Origin of the sequence: Dongia deserti, assembly GCF_003574735.1 — a bacterium.
Classification (GTDB): domain Bacteria; phylum Pseudomonadota; class Alphaproteobacteria; order Dongiales; family Dongiaceae; genus Dongia_A; species Dongia_A deserti.
Map to the genome: position 1 here is coordinate 314,145 of NZ_QORW01000002.1, position 18,199 is coordinate 332,343.

Consider the following 18,199-nt stretch of genomic DNA (forward strand, 5'->3'; position numbering starts at 1 on the left):
TCTGCGCCTGCTGTGTTTATGCCCGAGCCGATTGAGGGCGTTTGCGGACTCCGGAAAAAGACCTATCCTTAGAAGCCTAAGACCGGCGGCTGGAAGCTTGGACTTGACAGCGCTGTCATTACGTGCATCCATCTTGGAAAGACTTTCCAGATAGCTTCGCATCGGCGGGGAGTAGGGTGCAAGCCCCTAAAATCTAGGAAGGCGACCGGCCATTTCACCCGGCCGGCATACAGTACTGGGAGGCTATGAGTGGCCGTGGCACTCGATGCTGGCGAGGCTTGCCTCGCGGCGTTGCGCAATACATTTGGCGACACCGTCGTGCTGGCTGGGCCGGAAGTCCCAGCGCGCAATCTCTCGGACTGGAGCGGTCAGGGGCCGGTCCGGCCGCTTGCTGTCGTCCGCCCGGTCGATACAGCGGGCGTCGCCGCCGCGGTCAGGATCGCCAGCGCCCATCGCGTCCCCATCGTGCCGCAGGGTGGCCTGACCGGATTGTGCGGCGGCGCTCAGCCGGATTCGCAAGCCATCGCCCTGTCGCTGGAGCGCCTGACCGGCATCGAGGAGATCGACCCCTCTGCCGCCACCATGATCGTGCGCGCAGGCACGCCGCTGGAAACGGTGCAGCGCGCGGCTGAAGAAGCGGGATTCTTCTGCCCGCTCGATCTCGGCGCGCGAGGCTCCTGCGCGATCGGCGGCAATCTCTCGACCAATGCCGGCGGCAACCGCGTCATCCGCTACGGCATGGCGCGGGACATGGTCCTGGGGTTGGAAGTCGTGCTGCCCGACGGCACGGTGATGACCAGCCTCAATAAGATGATCAAGAACAATGCCGGCTATGACCTGAAACACCTGTTCATCGGATCTGAGGGGACCCTCGGCATCATCACCCGCATCGTCCTCAGGCTGTTTCCGAAGCCCGCCTGCACCATGGCCGCGATGTGCGGCCTCGCCGACTTCGACAAGGTCCTGGCCCTGTTGACGGCGGCGCGCGGCAGGCTTGGCCCCCTGCTCTCGGCGTTCGAGGTCATGTGGCCGGATTACTGGAACGTCGCGACCCAGAAGATCGCGGGCGTGCGCCATCCCTTGAGCGGTGCACACGGCTTCTACGTCCTGGCCGAGGCCCAGGGCAGCGACGAAAGCGATCGCGGACGCTTCCAGAGTTGGCTCGAGAGCCTGGTCGAGGACGAGATCATCGAGGACGGCGCTGTCGCGCAGTCCCTGGCGGATATCGCCGCCTTCTGGGGTGTGCGCGACGCATCGGGCGAAGTCGGCAAATATCTCGGCCCGCATCTTTCCTTCGACATTGGCTTGCCGGTGGGGGACATGGATCGGTACGCTCGCGCCTGCCGCAAGGCGCTTGAGGCGGCGCTGCCCGGATGCATCGCCCTGTTCTTCGGCCATATCGGCGATGGCAACATGCACATTGTCGCCAGCGTGCCGGGCCGCTCGCCGCAGCCGAAGGCCGACATCGAAGCAATCGTCTATGGACTCGTGCGCGAATTCGGCGGCACGGTGTCGGCGGAACACGGGATCGGGACGCTGAAGAAGCCGTGGCTCGCCTACGCGCGGTCCAAGGAGGAGATCCAGCTGATGCACATCCTGAAGCGTGCCATTGACCCGCTCAACCTGCTCAACCCAGGCAAAGTGCTGTGAGGAACCACCCAACAACAAGTACTTTACGCAAGGAGGAGACGCCATGACCAAGTTTACCCGTCGCGATTCCATCGCCCTCGGCCTGGGCGCGGCCGCCGTGCTGTCGCCGCTCGGTCGCTTCGCGAAAGCTGCCGTTCCCGTCGCCGACGTCCCGGCGCCGAAGTTCGAGATCGAGGATGGCGCGTCGCTGCGCGTCCTGCGCCCGGCTAAATTCGTGCCGGCGGATGAGGAATATTTCAACAAGAACACCAAGAAGTTCACGGACACGACCGGCATCGACGTCAGGGTCGACTACCAGGCCTGGGAAGACCTGCGGCCGCAGACTGCCGTGACCGCCAATACAGGCGCCGGTCCCGATGTCGTGCTCGGCTGGACCGACGACCCGCACCTCTATTCGGACAAGCTGGTCGATATCACCGACATCGCCGACTATCTCGGCAAGAAGTATGGCGGCTGGTACCCGCTGTCGGAGCTCTACGGCAAGAAGTTCGGCACCGACACGTGGGTTGCCATCCCCTTCGGTGGCACCGGCGGCCCCGCCGTCTACCGCAAGAGCTGGGTGAACGAAGCGGGCTTCGACGAGTTCCCAAAGGATCTCGATGGCTTCCTGAAGCTGTGTCAGGGCTTGAAGAAGATCGGGCATCCGGCCGGGTTCGCGCTGGGCCACGCCGTCGGCGACGGCAACTCGTTTGTGCACTGGCTGGTCTGGAGCCACGGCGGATTCATGATCGACGAGAACCAGAAAGTCACGATCAACTCGAACGAGACGATCGAGGCGCTGGAGTATGCCAAGGCGCTCTACGAGACCTTCGTGCCTGGCACCCAGTCCTGGCTCGACAGCAACAACAACAAGGCGATGCTGGCGGGCGAGATCGGCCTGACGCAGAACGGCGTCTCGCTGTACAACGCCTTCAAGAAGTCGGAGGATCCGAATATCGCCAAGCTGGCCGAGGACGTCTATCACGCGCCGATGCCCATCGGCCCGGTCGGCCGGCCGACCGCCACGGCGCTGGTGGTGAACGCCATGATCTTCAGCCACACGGAATATCCGAACGCCGCCAAGGCGTACCTTACCTTCATGATGGAGGCGGAGCAGTACGACACCTGGCTCACGGCCTCGAGCGGCTACTGGTCGCAGCCGTTGAAGGCTTATTCGGAAAGTGCGGTGTGGTCCTCTGACCCGAAGATCCTGGTCTATCGCGACACCATGAAGGATGCGCTCTGGCTGTCCTACAAGGGTCCGATCTCGGAAGCTTCCGCCGCCGTGGTGGCAGACTACGTGATGCTCGACATGGTGGCCTCGGCCGCGACCGGCTCGGCTACGCCGCAAGAGGCGGCCGCCGAAGCGGAGCGCCGCGCCAAGCGCTACTTCAAGAGCTGACCATTGGACCGGCGGAGGGCGATACCCTCCGCCGGTTTCTCCCCCTCGTGTTGTGAGGAGAGACGATGACTTCTGTTGCCGAGAGTCTGGGCAAGACGTCGGTTCAGCCGGGCCCGATTGCCCGCCTGTTCGACTGGAAGCCGTTCCTGATCGTGATCTGCCTGCTCCCCGCCGTCGGGCTGCTCACGGTCTTCCTCACCTATCCGCTGGGACTGGGGGTATGGCTCTCCTTCACCGATACAAAGATCGGACGCGACGGTTTCTTCGTCGGGCTGGAGAATTTCGCATCTCTGGCGCGCGACCCGATTTTCTGGCTGTCTGTTTTCAACACCATCGTCTACACGGCGCTCGCCACCGTTCTGAAGTTCGGGCTCGGGCTTTGGCTGGCGCTGCTGCTCAACGAATACATGCCGTTCAAGGCGCTGATCCGCGCCATCGTGCTGGTGCCCTGGATCGTGCCGACGGTGCTGTCCGCCATGGCGTTCTGGTGGATCTACGATCCGCAATTCTCGATCATCTCCTATTTCTTCAAAGACGTGGTCCCGATCCGCGAGCAGAACTTCGATTTCCTGGGCGAGCCCTGGCCGGCGCGCCTGTCGCTGATCGCCGCCAATGTCTGGCGCGGCATTCCCTTCGTCGCGATCAGCCTGCTGGCGGGGTTGCAGACGATCTCGCCCTCGCTCTACGAGGCCGCGATGCTCGATGGCGCCACAGGCTGGCAACGCTTCCGCTACGTGACCGTGCCGATGCTGATGCCGGTGCTGGCGGTCGTGCTGACCTTCTCCGTCATTTTCACCTTCACAGATTTCCAGCTGGTCTATGCGATCACGCGCGGCGGGCCCAACAACGCGACCCATCTGATGGCGACGCTGGCGTTCCAGCGCGGCATCCCGGGCGGACAACTCGGCGAAGGCGCGGCCATCGCCGTCGCGATGATCCCGTTCCTCGTCGCCGCAACCTTGATCAGCTATTTCGGTCTCGCCCGGCGCAAGTGGCAGCAGGGAGAAAGCAATGACTGACGCCGTCCAGCAAGTCGCCGCCAAGCCGGCTCGTACGGGTGTCATCTCCTGGCACTCGACGCCCCGTCGAGTGGCGACCATTTATCTGCCGCTCGCCTGCTTCGTGGTCGTGCTGCTGTTTCCGTTCTACTGGATGACGATCACGACGCTGAAGCCGAACCACGAACTCTACAATTACAAGGACTACAACCCTTTCTTCGTGCACTCGCCGACACTAGTCAACGTCAAGAAGCTGCTGTTCGACACTGAGTACCCACAGTGGCTCTTCACGACCATGTCGATCGCGATCGCCGCGACTGTGCTGTCGATCTTCGCCAGCGTGCTGGCGGCGTATGCCATCCAGCGCCTCAGGTTCCGCGGCTCCCAGTGGGTGGGCCTTGCGATCTATCTGGCCTACTTGGTGCCGCCGTCGATCCTGTTCATCCCGCTGGCGACCATGGTGTTCAAGCTGGGGCTATATGATTCGCCATTCGCGCTCATCCTCACCTATCCCACTTTCCTGATCCCGTTCTGCACCTGGCTGCTGATCGGCTATTTCAAGTCGATCCCGTACGAGCTCGAGGAATGCGCGATGATCGACGGCGCGACGCGGCTGCAGATCCTGCGCAAGATCACGCTGCCGTTGGCAGTGCCCGGCCTCATCTCGGCCGGCATCTTCGCGTTCACCCTGTCGTGGAACGAGTTCATCTACGCCCTCGCCTTCATCCAGTCCTCGGAGAAGAAGACCGTGCCCGTTGCGGTGTTGACCCAGCTCGTTCAGGGCGATGACTATCAGTGGGGTGCGCTGATGGCCGGAGCGTTGTTCGGGTCGATCCCAGTGGCGTTGTTCTATTCATTCTTCGTGGATTATTACGTGTCGAGCCTGACGGGCGCAGTGAAGGAATGATCAAGGAGACCGAGAAACATGGCATCGGTAGACATCATTGACGCCGCCAAGTCCTTCGGCGCAGTCCGCGTCATCAAGGGCGTGAACATTCCCATCGGGGACGGCGAGTTCGTCATCCTGGTCGGTCCGTCGGGCTGCGGGAAATCGACCCTGCTGCGCATGATCGCCGGGCTCGAGGAGATCTCAGAGGGTCAGATCCGGATCGGCAGCCGAGTCGTGAACGACGTGCCGCCCAAAGAGCGGGACATCGCCATGGTGTTCCAGAACTACGCGCTCTACCCCCACATGACCGTGGCGGACAACATGGCCTTCTCGCTGAAGCTGAAGCAGGCTCCGAAATCGGAGATCACGGCCAAGGTTGATCGGGCGGCCCAGATCCTCGGCCTCGGCCCGCTGCTACAGCGCTATCCTCGGCAGCTCTCCGGCGGGCAGCGCCAGCGCGTGGCGATGGGCCGCGCCATCGTGCGCGACCCGCAGGTCTTCCTGTTCGACGAGCCGCTCTCCAACCTTGACGCCAAGCTGCGCGTGCAGATGCGCACCGAGATCAAGGAGCTGCACCAGCGACTCAAGACCACTACGATCTACGTGACCCACGACCAGATCGAGGCCATGACCATGGCCGACAGGATCGTCGTGATGCACGACGGGATCGTGGAGCAGATGGGAGTACCGCTCGACCTCTATGACCGGCCGGCCAATCTGTTCGTCGCGGGCTTCATTGGCTCACCGGCCATGAACATGATCAAGGGCTCCATCCGCAACTCCAGCTTCGAGACCGAGAAGGGCAACCACCTGCCGCTTGGAAACGCGCCGGCAGCCAGCGAAGGCCGCCGCGCGATCTATGGGGTGAGACCCGAGCACATTCATCTTGCGGGCGATGGAATCCCAGCCGAGGTGGTCGTGGTCGAACCGACAGGCGCCGAAACACAAGTAATCGTTAAGGCCGGCGGTGACGAACTCACCTGCGTGTTCCGCGAGCGGATCACAGCCAAGCCTGGGGAGACTATCCGCATTGCGCCGGAGCTGAAGGTCGTCCACCTTTTCGATGCTGATGATGGACGCCGGCTGTCCGCGTAGGCTTGCCCGCTCGTCCCCGTACCGGGCTAGGTTCGACCGGAGGGCTTGACCCGTGTCGAATTCTTCCGCCTTGTCCGCCGATCGCGTGCTGGCCGTCCTCGAGATGCTGGTGCGGATGAGCGAGGGCGTTTCGCTAAGCCGCATCGCGCAAGAGCTGGATCTGCCGTTGAGCGCAACGCACCGCCTGCTCACCGTTCTGGTCAATCGCAACTATGCGCGCCAGAACCCGGCGACCGAGCAATACGAACCGACCCTCGCGATCGCGACCCTGGGAATCCGGCTGTTGGCCAACACGCGCCTGTCGGATGTCTATCAGCCGATCCTCGATGAGCTGGCAGAAGAGACCGGAGAACTGGTGCGCCTCGCGGTCCTGGACGGCGAAAAACTGACCTGGATCGCCCGGGCCCAGGGAGCGACCAGCTCCATCCGCTATGATCCCGTGAGCGGGCATGACGTGCCACTCCATGCCACGGCCATGGGCAAGGCCTGGCTCGCAACGCTGCCGGAACAAGAGGCGCTGCGCGTCGCAACCGCCGCCGGCTTCACCGGTGCTGCTGGTCCCAATGCCGTTGCGAGCGCGGCGGAGCTTGCAGCGCATCTGCGCGAGGCCCGCGAACGTGGCTACGGCCTGGTCAATGAGGAGGCGGAGCCCGGCATCTCCGCCATTGCCATGGTCGTGCGCGATGGCTCGACTGACGCACCAGTCGGCTGTATCTCCATCGGCGGCCCGTCCTTCCGGCTCAGCGAGGCGAAACTGGAGAGCTTCGTTCCGAAGCTGCGCGCAGCGGTGGATGAGCTCTCGGCCCTTTGGCCGGTGCGCACATACCAGGCGCGCAATCTCCAGGAACGATCTTTCCCCTCGTCTCCTCGATAACGTGCGCCGTCAAGAAGTCGTCATCGCGCTTCGTCGTCGCCGAGGCCGATCCAGCGCGCGATCATCCAGCAGCCGAGCGCCCAGGCCGCGCCGGCCGCCCATCCCGCCAACACGTCCGACGGCCAATGCACGCCGAGATAGACGCGCGACACGCCCACCAGCAACGTCAGGATCATCGCGACCCCAAGCGCGTAGCCCTTCAGCCGCTTGCGCTCGATGAGCCGAGTCACCAGGGCGGCCAGCGTCAGATAGACGACGGCCGACATCATGGAATGGCCGCTGGGAAAGCTTGCGGTGTAAACGATGTTGCCGTGCGGCACCAGGTCGGGCCTGGGCCGATCAATCAACTCCTTGAGCAGCCAGGAGAGGATGAGCCCGCCGCCGCTCGCCGCTAGAGTGAAGATCGCGGGCCTCCACGCGTTGGCCAGCATGAGGAACCCTGCGACCGCAAGCACCGCGATCACCAGGGTGGGCGAGCTGCCGAGTGCCGTTATGTCGCGCACCGCCTCCTCCAGCCACGCCGGACCGATCGGGTCCGCAGGATCGCCCGGCACCCGGAAGGCGCGGATGATCGCCTCGTCAACGGCGCGCGTGTCGCCCTCCAGCACGTCGTCCAGGAACTCGATGAACCCCCACGCGCTGAGCGCAGCCAGTGCAAGCGCGACCAGTGTCCACGGAGCCTGCCAGCTCTTCTTGATGTCCATCATGACGTCCTCGCTCCCTGGCTAGGGCTCGACGCTTTGCCTGTCAATCCCACACCGAGGTCACGGTGTAATCCGTCACACAGCACGGTTAGAGTGCCTTCCCCTCTCCACGCTCGAAAGGATCCTGGCCATGAGCTTCGTCAAAACTGAGGACGGCACGAACATCTTCTACAAGGATTGGGGATCGGGGCAGCCCGTGGTGTTCTCTCATGGCTGGCCGCTCTGCAGTGATGCCTGGGACGCGCAGATGCTGTTCCTCGGGACAAATGGCTATCGCGTGATCGCCCACGACCGGCGGGGGCACGGGCGTTCCGACCAGACCTGGGACGGCAACCATATGGATACCTATGCCGACGACCTCGCGGCCCTCCTGGATCATCTCAACATCAAGGACGCGGTGATGGTCGGCCATTCGACCGGCGGCGGCGAGGTCACGCGCTATATCGGCCGCCACGGCACGCGGCGGGTGGCGAAAGCCGTGCTCCTGGGCGCGGTGCCGCCGATCATGTTGAAGACCGACGACAACCCGGACGGGCTGCCGATGAACGTGTTCGACGGCATCCGCGACGGCGTAACCAAAGACCGCTCGCAGTTCTTCAAGGACCTCACGCTTCCGTTCTACGGCTACAACCGCCCGGGTGCGAAGATCTCCGAGGGCGTGCGCGAGGAGTTCTGGCGCCAGGGCATGATCGCGGGCGTCAAGCCGGTCTATGACTGCATCCAGCAATTCTCCGAGACCGACTTCACCGAGGATCTAAAGAAGTTCGGCGTGCCGACCTTGATCGCGCACGGCGACGACGATCAGATCGTGCCCATCGGCGCCTCGGCCATGAAATCGGCCAAGCTGGTGAAAGGCGCGACGCTCAAGGTCTACCCGGGGCTGTCGCACGGACTCGCGCAAATCAACGCGGAGGACTTCAACAAGGACCTGCTGGCCTTCATCAAAGGCTAGGTTGCATTCTATCGTCATGATCGGACTTGGTCCGACCATCCACGAGTTTATCAAGGCAAGGCCGAGCGTCAGCAGGCAAACTCATGGATGGTCGGACCAAGCACGACCATGACGAAACGAAGAATTTGCCTCGCGCCAAATCGCATCGCTGCTCTGTGGTTAAGACATGGAGATTCGCCAATTTGAAAACTCGGACTGGCCGCAGGTCTGGCCGATCGTGCGGGAGATCGTGCGCGCGGCGGAGACCTTCGCATACGATCCGGCGATGAGCGAAGAAGAGGCACGCGATATCTGGATCGAAAGGTCGCCGGGACAGACAGTCGTTGCGATCGATGGCCATCGTATCCTGGGCAGCGCCAAGATGGGACCGAACCGTCCCGGGCCTGGCGCACATATTGCGACCGCCAGCTTCATGGTCGCCGGCGATGCACGGGGGCGCGGCATCAGCGCTGCGCTCTGCCGCTTCGCACTTGATTGGGCGAAGGAGCACGGCTTTGCCGGCATGCAGTTCAACGCCGTGGCAGACTCCAACCGCGCCGCGATCGAGATCTACCAGCGCCTTGGTTTCCGCATTGTCGGCACAGTGCCCGGCGCCTTTGCACACCCGACGCTGGGGCGCGTCGGGTTGCACATCATGTATTGCGAGCTCTGAAGCGTGCTACTGCGTCATGATCTTGCGCCGTGAATCGCGGGGAGCGCTCGCGGTCTGATCCAGGAATGCTGCAATCGTTAGCGCGGCGGCAGCTCCGGCTGCACCACCCGCGTTTCATGGCCGGCATCCTGCCAGCCTTCGATGCCTTCCTCGTACCAGTGCACGTTGCTGTAGCCGTAGAGGATGGCGCGCTTGGCGGCATTCCAGCTGCCCCAGCAATCGGGATGGCAGAAGACGACCAGCGGCTTTGACGGATCGCCGCCCGTCAGCTGCTCGAGCCACGAGCGGTACCAGTCGTCGAGTTTCGGTGTGAGCTTGCCGTCGCCAGCTCCCGGCAGCCAAACGCTCCCCGGAATCGTGCGATGCGGCGGCGGCACCCATTCTTCCGCGGCAATAGTCTCCGGCTTGTGCGGCAGCGGCCCGACATCGACCAGCACCGGCTGCTTCTCTTCGATCAGCGCGGCGAGCCCCGCTGTCTCGATCACCCTGCCGCCGGCGATGGTCGCCGGCACCGGCCCGCCCATCGGTCCGGTCCAGAAGCCAGCCGGCTCGGGCACGGTCTCTTGCGCCTGGGCACGCGCGATGCACAGCGGGATCAGCAACAGCAGCGCAATTGTCGCGAAGGTGGCCAGAAAGCCCCCAAGCTGGGGGGCTGGGGTGGAGGGAGCGAGCGAAGATTGTCTGACAACGAGGCGCGGCTTCCCCCTCCGCACCCTCCCCCATGTCGGGGGAGAGGAAAAGAACCAGGCCTGCATGCTCAGCTGCCGCTCGCCGGCACGTCGAAGCTTTGCTCGAACACCGCGTCGTCGCTGTCGCGCACGACGACCTTGAGCTTGCCGGGCAGATCCTCTGCGCGCGGCACGAAGCGGAAGCCGATGGCGGGATCGGTCGCCAGCGAGATGTCGTTCTCCATGCTGAGCACGCGTTCGTCGTTGAGCGTGATCTCCACCTGCTGCACATAGCGCATCGGCGTATAGAGCCGCGTCAGCTGGTCCATCTGCATGCCGTTGAAATTGGGATGCCGGATCAGCACTTGCGCATCGACCGGCTGGCCGGCCGCCACCTCGCCGCTGAGTCGCAGCTTCATGCGCCCGATCTGCGCCAGGGATTCCGCTTCTCCCGCGCCGACCGGCGCCGAGCAACCGCCGGCCGCCTTCACGAACTGCGCAGTCTCATGCAGCGCCCCGTCCGACGTCTCCGCCACCGCATGCATGTAGGTGTACTGGTTGACCCGCACGCGCAGCGTCAGCAACGATGCATCGCCACGCGGTCCATAGCTGACTTTCGCCGCGACCGGTCCCGGATTGTCGTCGATCACGACGGTCAGGCCGGTGACATCGCTGCCTGGCTTTGTGGTGACGGTGATCGGCACGAGTGCCGCGTCGAGCGCGCGCTTCGGTGCCTCGAGCGCGATCAGGTCCGCAGCGGCGACCGCCGCGCGATCACCGAACACGGCTTCCCTCAGCTCCGCCCAATGCGCCTGGCGCTCCGCCTCCTCGTCCGCCAGCGCGGGAGTTCCAAACATCCCAAGCAGAGCAAGAGAAAGCGCCAGCTTTCGCATCTTGATCACTCCCATTCCAGTTCCTTGTAGGCCTGGGTGACGTTGCGGCCGTGATAGGCATCGAACAGGGTCCAGCGGCCGCGTTCTCCGGCGGCGACCTGTTCGACCGCCGCCTCGATCCCTATGTTATCCCGGACCGCTTGGCGCGTCTCTTCGACCAAAGTGCGAAGATAGCGCTCCAAGTCTGCCGCGCCGGCCGGCCAGTTTACCTGCTCCGGCCCGTGGCCCGGTACGGCCCGTGCAGCGCCAATGCGTTTCAACGCTTCGAGTTCCGCAAGCCAGCCGTTGAGGCTGCCGTCGAGCGCCGGCACACGGCCGACGAACAGCAGGTCCGACGGGAACAAGGTGCCGGTCTCCGCATCGAACACGCTGAGATCGTTGTCGGTATGGGCCGGCCCGTGGGCCTTGAGGCGCACCACCCGCTCGCCGAGATCGACCTCCGCCGCGTCCGCCACGTCGAGCGTCGGCATGACGACGGGCCCGGCAGCACCGGCGCCCAGGATCTCCTCCAGCCGCTGTTTGTAATAGTCGCCACGCGCCGCAAGCGCCGCCGGCAGGCGTGCATGGCCGATGAAGTCGGGCTTGTCCTCGAGGAACGCGCCCGCGCCGAAGATGTGATCGGGATGGACGTGGTTCAGCACGACCGTGCGGATCGGCAGCTGGGTCTTTTCGCGGATCATGGCCCGCAACGCGGCGCCGTCGCCGAGGCTGCCGCCCGGATCGAACACCAGCACGGACTCCTGGCCGACGATGAACCCGGCATTGGCGATCGCATCGGCGTTCCCGGGCGAAGCGTCCTCATCCACGCCGCGCCGCACATGGATGCCGGGCGCGACCTCCGTGAGGATGAACGAGGACGCGCGCGTCCGCGTGAGCGGCAGGCAGCACGCGCACAACCCGCCGAGGAGGAGATGGCGGCGATGGAGCATCAGGGATCAGGTATCAGGAATCAGAGGTCAGAAACAGTCCTACACGTCATCTGATACCTGATACCTGATTCCTGATCACTGATTTCTGAGCTACGCCGCTTCCGTCTCCGGCTTGCTGCCGTCCAGCGTTGCCACCGCCTCCAGCCGCTGGTTGCGCGAGGGGGGCAGCGTTACCGTCACCGTGGTGCCGACGCTGACGGCGCTCTCCATGGTGACCTGGCCACCGTGCAGCTCCACCAGCGACTTGACGATGGAGAGGCCAAGGCCGGTGCCTTCGTGATTGGCCTTCCAGGCGGACTCGCCGCGCGAGAAGGGCTGGAACAGGTGCTCCTGGTCCTTCCTGGAGATGCCAATGCCGGTGTCGGCGACGGAGATGGTGACACGGCGGTTTGGATCGCACCACACGTCGACCGAGACCGAGCCGCCGTGCCGGGTGAACTTGATGGCGTTAGACAGCAGGTTCAGCACCACCCGCTGCAAGGCGCGGGGATCGGCCTTCACCGCCGGCAGGTTATGCGCGATTCGCGCCTTCAGCGTGATGCCGACGGCCAGCGCCTGGTCTGCCATCAGATGGCGGCTTTTCTCCACTAGGTCTCCGATGTCAACCACCTCTTCCTGCAGCTTGAACTGGCCGGATTCGACCTTCGACAGGTCGAGCAGGTTGTTGATGATCTTCAGCAGCAACTCGCCGCTCATCTGAATGTCGCGCGCATAGGCGACGTAGCGCTCGTTCATCGACCCGAACAACTGGTGCTGCATCAGGTCTGAGAATCCGATGATGGCGTTGAGTGGCGTGCGCAGATCGTGACTGACATTGGCAAGCATGATCGACTTGGCGCGGTTGGCATCGTCCGCCTCGCGGCGCGCCTTCATCGCCTGCTTGTTGGCCTCATCCAGCTCGGCGATGCGCACCTTGAGTTGCGCCGAACGTCGGCGCGCCGTCTCGAACGCCACGATGACGAGGATCAGGAGCAGGAGCCCGGCAACTTCCACCACCGAGTCCTTCCACGCCTGCCAGCGCAAAGCGGCTTGATCGGTGACATAGATCAGGCGCCAGGGCGAGCCCTTCAAGGCGCGCGAGGCGAACAGCTGGCCCTTCCGGGCTACGAAGCCCTTGTGTTCGCCGAACACCAGGTAGCGCAGTCCGGCATCGTACTGACCCAGTACGTTGCCGAGGCGCGGCGCCGCCGCGACATCGCCGATCAGCAGGGATGGGTGGGCGAGCACCTGTTCCTGCGCATTCACGACGAGAAGCGTGCCCTCGCCTAGCTCCTCGCTCGCGACATACCTGGAGAGCGTTTCCATCGTGAGGTCAATGGCGACGGTGCCTCGGAAGTTGCCCTCCGGGCCGTAGACCGGCGCGCCGAGTGTCGCCATCAGTCCCTTCCCAGCTTCATCGACATAGGCGCTGGTCCAGAACTGGCTGCGGTGGGGGTTCACCTCCGGCCGGCCGAGGCTGAAGAACTCATGTGCGCGCAGGTCGTCGGAATAGAAGAAATCCGCACAGGAGACGTTCGGGTACATCGCAATAAAGCGATTCGCGGAGGTGTAATACGCCCAGGCCATGTTCGGGATGTTCTCAGCCGCCGCGGCGAATTGCGGCGCCAGCAGCAGAGACATCTCGACCTCCTGCCCCAGCGCGGAGCCCGGCGCCGGCACCGGTCCAGCGCCCGAGACGCTGCTCATCAGCCCATCATCGTCATGGCCATCCCGTCCCTTGCCCGAGCAATAACCATGATCGTGGGCGCTGACATGCAAGTGGCGGCCGAGCCCGGCCGCGCTGAAATGGCCACTGGCGAGGTCATCCAGTAGACTTTCCGCCGAGATGCGCAGCATGGTGACGTGGCCAGCGCTGTTCTCGATCAGGCTCTCGAACTGGGCGGCGGCGTCCTCGATACCGTCCTCGGCAATGAGAAGCCGGGTCTCGAGATGCTGGCGCCACATGTGGTGCAGTGCGAACGCCGCCACCACAAGGATGACGGCATAACCCGCGATGTAGGCTCGATTGCGCATGCCGCCCGTTGGCATTCTGGTTTTGCTCGCCCCAGGGTAAGTTTCTCCATCTAAACGCGGCCTTAAATTGCGGGCGGGACTCGTGGCCTAGCCATCGTTCTTTCGTATAGGCGCGGACGTGCGGGCGGATAGGGTGGCAGGTGCCGCCATATCCAATGGAACAGGCGTGCGGGATTGGCGCGACCTATGGATGTGCGATTGCGCCGCTTTTCAGGCTGAGAGGGTAGGCGGTGATGTCGGCCCGCTCGTCCGCTCCAGCGTCAGGCGAGGGCGCCGCGGCGCCGTCGGTACTGCTTTGCCGAGTCGGTCGATCCGAAGACCCGATCGCGGGCTCTGATGAGAGCAATAATTCCTGCGTGACCTACGCGCTCGACCCTGTCCGCATTAGGATCCGAGCGCATGATCAGGCATCAGGGATCAGTCATGAGGGCGCCGGAGCACCCCTGATCCCTGACCCCTGGTTTACCGATCCCTGGCTACTGCACGGTCGTGTCGCTTGACTCACCGGTCGTCGACTGCGCCGCGCTCGTGGAGACTTCGACGTCTGCAAGCTTCTCCGCACAGAGATCGGCAACGCCTGAAACCGGCTGGTCCATCTTGGGCAGCTTGGCCCAGCCGCCCTTCTCAACGAAGTCGTCACGTTGCCAGCTGCCGGTTTCCATGAGCGAGGCATGCTGTGCGCCGGCATCCGGTGCTGCGAGGAATCGCTGCACGCAGAACGTCGCCGCCAGATCCCTGCGGGCGTCCTGAGCCATCTCCTTCGCAGTGCCGCCGGTAACCCAGCCGCCCCAGTTGAAGCCGACAACGACCGTAAGAACTGCAACGGCCACCCACGACCAGAACAGGGTTGTCTTGGAAGCGCGATACTCCTGAAATCGTTGTCCCAGTGCCATTTTGTCTGCCCTTTCTGTGTCCTCACGCTTTCGATGTTGCGAATGATCCACATCGATCAAGTGCCTCATCCGCGCTGGAGCTCTTCGCGGACCGCCTGCAATGTCGATCGTCACACGTGCCATCACGCCTTCTCGCGCGGACCACCTTCTCGGTCGCCGAGAGTGGCTGCCGCTGTCGAGGCTCCTTCAGAGCGACACCTGTTTGTCGCTAGCGGTGCTTCGCTCCGGCGACAGCGGCAGGCCCAGGGGACATAGCGCGAGGAATGCCCTACGCCCCATCCGTTCCATATCGATAAGGAGCAATCGTTGGTGGGCCGGCGCTCTCCGCTGGCGGGCGCGCATGGTTCTTTCTTCGGTTTCGGCCCACCGTGACCCACGTCACCCGACGCCTCTTCAGAATCTGCTCTCCCTGCACATCATTTCGGCACGGTTCTGATTGTTCTGGTTTTCAGCCGTGTTTGTTATTGAAGCATGACAAGCGTGAATCGCAGCGACAAGCGAATTTTATTGGTCGTTTAGTGCAAGAATTTTGCTAGATTGCACCCATGGATATCCAGCTGGCCCAGACCTTCCTCGACATCGTGAATACCGGCAGCTTCGTCCGCGCTGCTAAGCGCCTGCACGTGAGCCAGACAACGGTGAGCGCCCGCATCCGGCTGCTCGAATCGCAGCTCGGGCGTCCCCTGTTCGTGCGCAACAAGGCCGGGGCCTCGCTGACCGCCGCGGGAGAGCAGTTCCTGCGCTATGCGCAGGTCCTGGTGCAGGTCTGGCGGCGCGCCTGCCAGCAGGTGGCGATCCCCACCGGCCGGCAGGCGCTGCTGACGATCGGCGGCGAGCTCAGCCTTTGGAATCCGTTGCTGTTGAACTGGCTGGTCCGGATGAAGCGCAGTGCGCCGGAGATCGCGCTCCGAACCGAAGTCAGCGTGCCGAACGAGTTGATGCGCCAGGTGGCGGCGGGCGTGCTCGACATCGCCGTGATGTATCAGCCGCAGCAGCTTCCGGGCCTGCGGATCGAGGAGATCCTGACCGAGACGCTGGTCTGCGTCACGACTTCCGGCAAGCGGAAGCTGGACGAGTCGGACTATGTCTACGTGGATTGGGGGCCTAGCTTCTCGACCCGTCACAATCTCAAGTTTCCCGAGCTTGCCAATCCCGGGCTGTTTGTCGATCTCGGCCCGCTGGGCCTGAACTACATATTGCGGTGCGGCGGATCGGGCTACTTCCGGTCAAGGACGGTGACGCCCTATCTAAGGTCGGGGCAGCTCCGCCTGGTGCCCGGCGCGCCCAAGTTCGCCTACCCCGTTCACGTCCTCTATTCGGCGAGCGGCGACAGCACGCTGCTCGAGCCCGCTCTGCGTGCGTTGCGCAAGGTCGCGGACAGCGAAAGCGACGAATGGCCGATCGACATGCCGGTGACAGGCGGAACGGCCATGGCAGCGATGACCGACAGGGCTGCGTCGCGACCAAGCGGCACGCGGAACCCAAAGGAGCCCGTACGGCGCAAGCGGCAAGCTGGCGGCTGATCGATTTCGCGTCCCGTTGTAGCGCCATGGCAGCAGTGCCATATAATCTCCACCCTTTCGTGGTCGCCTTTCCTTTGCGGCGGCGGAACGAGTGTCGTCGCAGTCGCATTGGGACCTGCGAGAAGACAGCAAGAAAGGAGGGTATATGTATCCCACCGATATGCCATCACAACCAGATTGCCGGCGGAGGATTGGTCCGTTCGCCAGGCGGTGGATGGGTCGGACGTTGCTGGCACTCCAATCCGCGGCGCTGGCGGCCGCCCTCGGAGCGACCACCGGCGCCGCGATGGCCGCGGAACAGCCCGGCGGGATTCCGCCCAACGCGCACCCGACGCCATTCGGAAGCGGCTGGGACTGCGACCGCGGATACCTGGAGGAAGGCGGATCGTGCGTCGCGATCAAGGTGCCGGAGAACGCCTACCTGGATGCTTCAGGTCGCAACTGGAACTGCAAGCGCGGCTTCCGCGAAGTCAGGAACACGTGCATCGAGATCAAGGTCCCGGCGCACGGCTATCTCTCCGATATCTCGCTGGACGGCTGGGAGTGCGAGCGCGGCTATCGCAAGACGCGCGATGACTGCGTCGCCATTGATGTTCCCAAGAACGCCCATGCGACCTACGCCACGTATGGGCCCGGCTGGGAGTGCAATCCCGGCTACCGGCAGTCGAACGGCGCGTGCTGGAAGATCGTCGTGCCGGACAATGCCTATCCACTCTATGGCGCATATGGACCGGGCTGGGAATGCAAGCGCGGGTATCTCGCGCGGGGCGACGCCTGCGTGAAGGTCAATGTTCCGCCGCACGGCTATCTGACGTGGTCGGGCGACGACTGGAAGTGCGAGCGCGGCTACAGGCGGGAGAAATCCTCCTGTGTGAAGGTCGAGGTGCCCGAGAACGCGCACATCGACTATTCGGGCCACGGCTGGGAGTGCAACCGCGGCTACGGCCAGGTTGGGGACCGGTGCACTCTGCTGAGCGAATCGTAATCAGGCATCAGGGATCAGGCATCAGTGATCAGAAGGCGCCGAAACCCTCTGATACCTGATTACTGATCCCTGATTACCGAGACAGCCCACGCCCGTGCAACGAAACTGACCGGACCGTCACCGCCGACTTGCCTCTTCAGCCGCTCTTTCAGCGCGGCGCGCTTGTCTGCGGGCAGGCTGACGCAATAGCCCGGCGCCGGACCGGCGCCCAAGGTGAAGGGCAGCCACAGATCCTCGAACGACGGAAAGCGCGTCTCGATCTCGATCGGCGCGACCGTGACCGACGGCAGACCCGACTCCGCGCAAAGCGCGGCCAAACCTTCCGGCGTGCAAAACGGGAAGCGCCCACCTTCGCCCAGCTCCGCCGCATTCGGATCGAGCGCGATCGCTGCCTTCCAGAACGCAGTCATGAAGCCCATGCCGCCGCCCGGATAATCCCAGACGTAGAAGGAGAGAAGCCCGCCCGGCCGCACCACGCGCTGGAGCTCGCGCAGCGCCGCGACGCGATCCGGCACGAAATTGAGCACAAGGGCGGAGGCCGCGACATCGACCGACGCATCGGCCAGCGTGAGCTTCTGCGCATCGCCCACCTCGAACCGCGCGCGGTCATCGGACGTGGTCGCCCGCGCATGCGCGACGAACCCCTCCGACGGATCGATGCCGATGATCGAGCGTGGGTTGCAGCGCGCGAGGATGGTCTGCGTCAACGCGCCCGTGCCGCACCCGAGATCCAGCCACGCCGTCCCGGACGGTGCCGCCAGCCAATCGAGAAACCGCGCCGCGACCAGGCGGCTCCACCGCCCCATGTAGCGCTCATACGCCTCGCCGGCGGCCCAGGCATCGTGACGGGCGGTGGTGGACATGGAGCAACTCCTCACGTGGTTGACGCGTCGCAGCAGGCGTGCCCTTAGTAGGCCGCTTTCAAAGGCGCGTCATTCTCTCATCAAATGCCGATGAAAGGGAGCGTGCGGGAGAGAGATCGCACGGGACAGACCGGTCTGATCGAGCCTACAACGCAACGGCAAGGCCATCGCATATGGCCGCTGAAGAACGAGCTGTAATTCCCTCCCCGAGGCGGGGGAGGGTTAGGGTGGGGGCGA

General features: G+C 64.1%; 17 protein-coding genes. 10 read left to right on the forward strand and 7 right to left on the reverse strand.

Translation table 11 applies throughout. The annotated features are described in order from the left end of the window. Positions 1–249: 249 nt before the first annotated feature. The 6 genes from DTX69_RS04460 (at position 250) to DTX69_RS04485 (ending at position 6,887) form a co-directional block, all read left to right on the forward strand. Positions 250–1,650 carry an FAD-binding oxidoreductase gene (locus DTX69_RS04460; protein ID WP_119300296.1) on the forward strand — a complete coding sequence of 467 codons (1,401 nt, stop codon included), beginning with the start codon at positions 250–252 and terminating at the stop codon, positions 1,648–1,650. A 43-nt stretch (positions 1,651–1,693) separates the two neighbouring features. Continuing rightward, complete coding sequence (locus DTX69_RS04465) at positions 1,694–3,031, forward strand: ABC transporter substrate-binding protein (RefSeq protein WP_119300297.1); 1,338 nt, start codon at positions 1,694–1,696, stop codon at positions 3,029–3,031. Positions 3,032–3,096: 65 nt separating this feature from the next. Then, positions 3,097–4,050, forward strand: coding sequence for a carbohydrate ABC transporter permease (locus DTX69_RS04470; RefSeq protein WP_119300298.1), 954 nt, complete (start codon positions 3,097–3,099; stop codon positions 4,048–4,050). Continuing rightward, positions 4,043–4,936 (forward strand): carbohydrate ABC transporter permease, encoded by an 894-nt coding sequence (locus DTX69_RS04475; protein ID WP_119300299.1) that lies wholly within the window; start codon positions 4,043–4,045, stop codon positions 4,934–4,936. The genes DTX69_RS04470 and DTX69_RS04475 overlap by 8 nt, the downstream gene beginning before the upstream one ends. 18 nt (positions 4,937–4,954) lie before the next feature. Beyond that, positions 4,955–6,013 (forward strand): ABC transporter ATP-binding protein, encoded by a 1,059-nt coding sequence (locus DTX69_RS04480; protein ID WP_119300300.1) that lies wholly within the window; start codon positions 4,955–4,957, stop codon positions 6,011–6,013. A gap of 52 nt (positions 6,014–6,065) precedes the next feature. Then, the gene (locus tag DTX69_RS04485; protein ID WP_162916657.1) at positions 6,066–6,887 is read left to right on the forward strand and encodes an IclR family transcriptional regulator; all 822 of its coding nucleotides are present in this window, start codon (positions 6,066–6,068) and stop codon (positions 6,885–6,887) included. Positions 6,888–6,907: 20 nt separating this feature from the next. On the opposite strand, the gene DTX69_RS04490 is transcribed toward DTX69_RS04485, so the two are convergent. Beyond that, a complete protein-coding gene (locus tag DTX69_RS04490; protein ID WP_119300302.1) occupies positions 6,908–7,594 on the reverse strand; it encodes a phosphatase PAP2 family protein in 687 nt (228 codons plus the stop codon). Between the two features lie 127 nt (positions 7,595–7,721). On the opposite strand from DTX69_RS04490, the gene DTX69_RS04495 reads away from it, so the two are divergent. Further along, entirely contained in the window at positions 7,722–8,543 is an 822-nt protein-coding gene (locus DTX69_RS04495) for an alpha/beta fold hydrolase (RefSeq protein WP_119300303.1), read from the forward strand. Positions 8,544–8,709: 166 nt separating this feature from the next. Further along, entirely contained in the window at positions 8,710–9,195 is a 486-nt protein-coding gene (locus tag DTX69_RS04500; protein ID WP_119300304.1) for a GNAT family N-acetyltransferase, read from the forward strand. Between the two features lie 77 nt (positions 9,196–9,272). Here the strand turns inward: DTX69_RS04500 and DTX69_RS04505 are convergent, their stop codons facing one another. The 5 genes from DTX69_RS04505 to DTX69_RS04525 all read right to left on the reverse strand — a co-directional run bounded on the left by DTX69_RS04505 (position 9,273) and on the right by DTX69_RS04525 (position 14,651). Beyond that, positions 9,273–9,797 (reverse strand): rhodanese-like domain-containing protein, encoded by a 525-nt coding sequence (locus DTX69_RS04505; protein WP_162916659.1) that lies wholly within the window; start codon positions 9,795–9,797, stop codon positions 9,273–9,275. 155 nt (positions 9,798–9,952) lie between these two features. Further along, positions 9,953–10,756 (reverse strand): quinoprotein dehydrogenase-associated SoxYZ-like carrier, encoded by an 804-nt coding sequence (locus DTX69_RS04510; RefSeq protein WP_162916661.1) that lies wholly within the window; start codon positions 10,754–10,756, stop codon positions 9,953–9,955. A 5-nt stretch (positions 10,757–10,761) separates the two neighbouring features. Next, positions 10,762–11,685: a quinoprotein relay system zinc metallohydrolase 2 gene (locus DTX69_RS04515; protein ID WP_119300307.1), complete on the reverse strand. Its 924-nt coding sequence runs from the start codon at positions 11,683–11,685 to the stop codon at positions 10,762–10,764. A gap of 90 nt (positions 11,686–11,775) precedes the next feature. Further along, positions 11,776–13,698 carry a sensor histidine kinase gene (locus DTX69_RS04520; protein ID WP_119300308.1) on the reverse strand — a complete coding sequence of 641 codons (1,923 nt, stop codon included), beginning with the start codon at positions 13,696–13,698 and terminating at the stop codon, positions 11,776–11,778. Between the two features lie 476 nt (positions 13,699–14,174). After that, positions 14,175–14,651 (reverse strand): hypothetical protein, encoded by a 477-nt coding sequence (locus DTX69_RS04525; RefSeq protein WP_284735539.1) that lies wholly within the window; start codon positions 14,649–14,651, stop codon positions 14,175–14,177. Between the two features lie 485 nt (positions 14,652–15,136). On the opposite strand from DTX69_RS04525, the gene DTX69_RS04530 reads away from it, so the two are divergent. Next, complete coding sequence (locus DTX69_RS04530; protein ID WP_119300309.1) at positions 15,137–16,114, forward strand: LysR family transcriptional regulator; 978 nt, start codon at positions 15,137–15,139, stop codon at positions 16,112–16,114. A 226-nt stretch (positions 16,115–16,340) separates the two neighbouring features. Further along, positions 16,341–17,099 carry a hypothetical protein gene (locus tag DTX69_RS04535; protein ID WP_162916663.1) on the forward strand — a complete coding sequence of 253 codons (759 nt, stop codon included), beginning with the start codon at positions 16,341–16,343 and terminating at the stop codon, positions 17,097–17,099. A gap of 59 nt (positions 17,100–17,158) precedes the next feature. Here the strand turns inward: DTX69_RS04535 and DTX69_RS04540 are convergent, their stop codons facing one another. Beyond that, on the reverse strand, positions 17,159–17,962 hold the full coding sequence (locus DTX69_RS04540) for a class I SAM-dependent methyltransferase (protein ID WP_119300311.1): 804 nt from the start codon (positions 17,960–17,962) through the stop codon (positions 17,159–17,161). Positions 17,963–18,199: the final 237 nt, after the last annotated feature.

Bases quoted from the DNA above. Each gene is read 5' to 3' on its own strand.
- DTX69_RS04520 (WP_119300308.1), bottom strand. From the start codon at position 13,698: ATGCGCAATCGAGCCTACATCGCGGGTTATGCCGTCATCCTTGTGGTG.
- DTX69_RS04490 (WP_119300302.1), bottom strand. From the start codon at position 7,594: ATGATGGACATCAAGAAGAGCTGGCAGGCTCCGTGGACACTGGTCGCG.
- DTX69_RS04530 (WP_119300309.1), top strand. From the start codon at position 15,137: ATGGATATCCAGCTGGCCCAGACCTTCCTCGACATCGTGAATACCGGC.
- DTX69_RS04470 (WP_119300298.1), top strand. From the start codon at position 3,097: ATGACTTCTGTTGCCGAGAGTCTGGGCAAGACGTCGGTTCAGCCGGGC.
- DTX69_RS04510 (WP_162916661.1), bottom strand. From the start codon at position 10,756: ATGCGAAAGCTGGCGCTTTCTCTTGCTCTGCTTGGGATGTTTGGAACT.
- DTX69_RS04500 (WP_119300304.1), top strand. From the start codon at position 8,710: ATGGAGATTCGCCAATTTGAAAACTCGGACTGGCCGCAGGTCTGGCCG.
- DTX69_RS04465 (WP_119300297.1), top strand. From the start codon at position 1,694: ATGACCAAGTTTACCCGTCGCGATTCCATCGCCCTCGGCCTGGGCGCG.
- DTX69_RS04475 (WP_119300299.1), top strand. From the start codon at position 4,043: ATGACTGACGCCGTCCAGCAAGTCGCCGCCAAGCCGGCTCGTACGGGT.
- DTX69_RS04480 (WP_119300300.1), top strand. From the start codon at position 4,955: ATGGCATCGGTAGACATCATTGACGCCGCCAAGTCCTTCGGCGCAGTC.
- DTX69_RS04495 (WP_119300303.1), top strand. From the start codon at position 7,722: ATGAGCTTCGTCAAAACTGAGGACGGCACGAACATCTTCTACAAGGAT.
- DTX69_RS04540 (WP_119300311.1), bottom strand. From the start codon at position 17,962: ATGTCCACCACCGCCCGTCACGATGCCTGGGCCGCCGGCGAGGCGTAT.
- DTX69_RS04515 (WP_119300307.1), bottom strand. From the start codon at position 11,685: ATGCTCCATCGCCGCCATCTCCTCCTCGGCGGGTTGTGCGCGTGCTGC.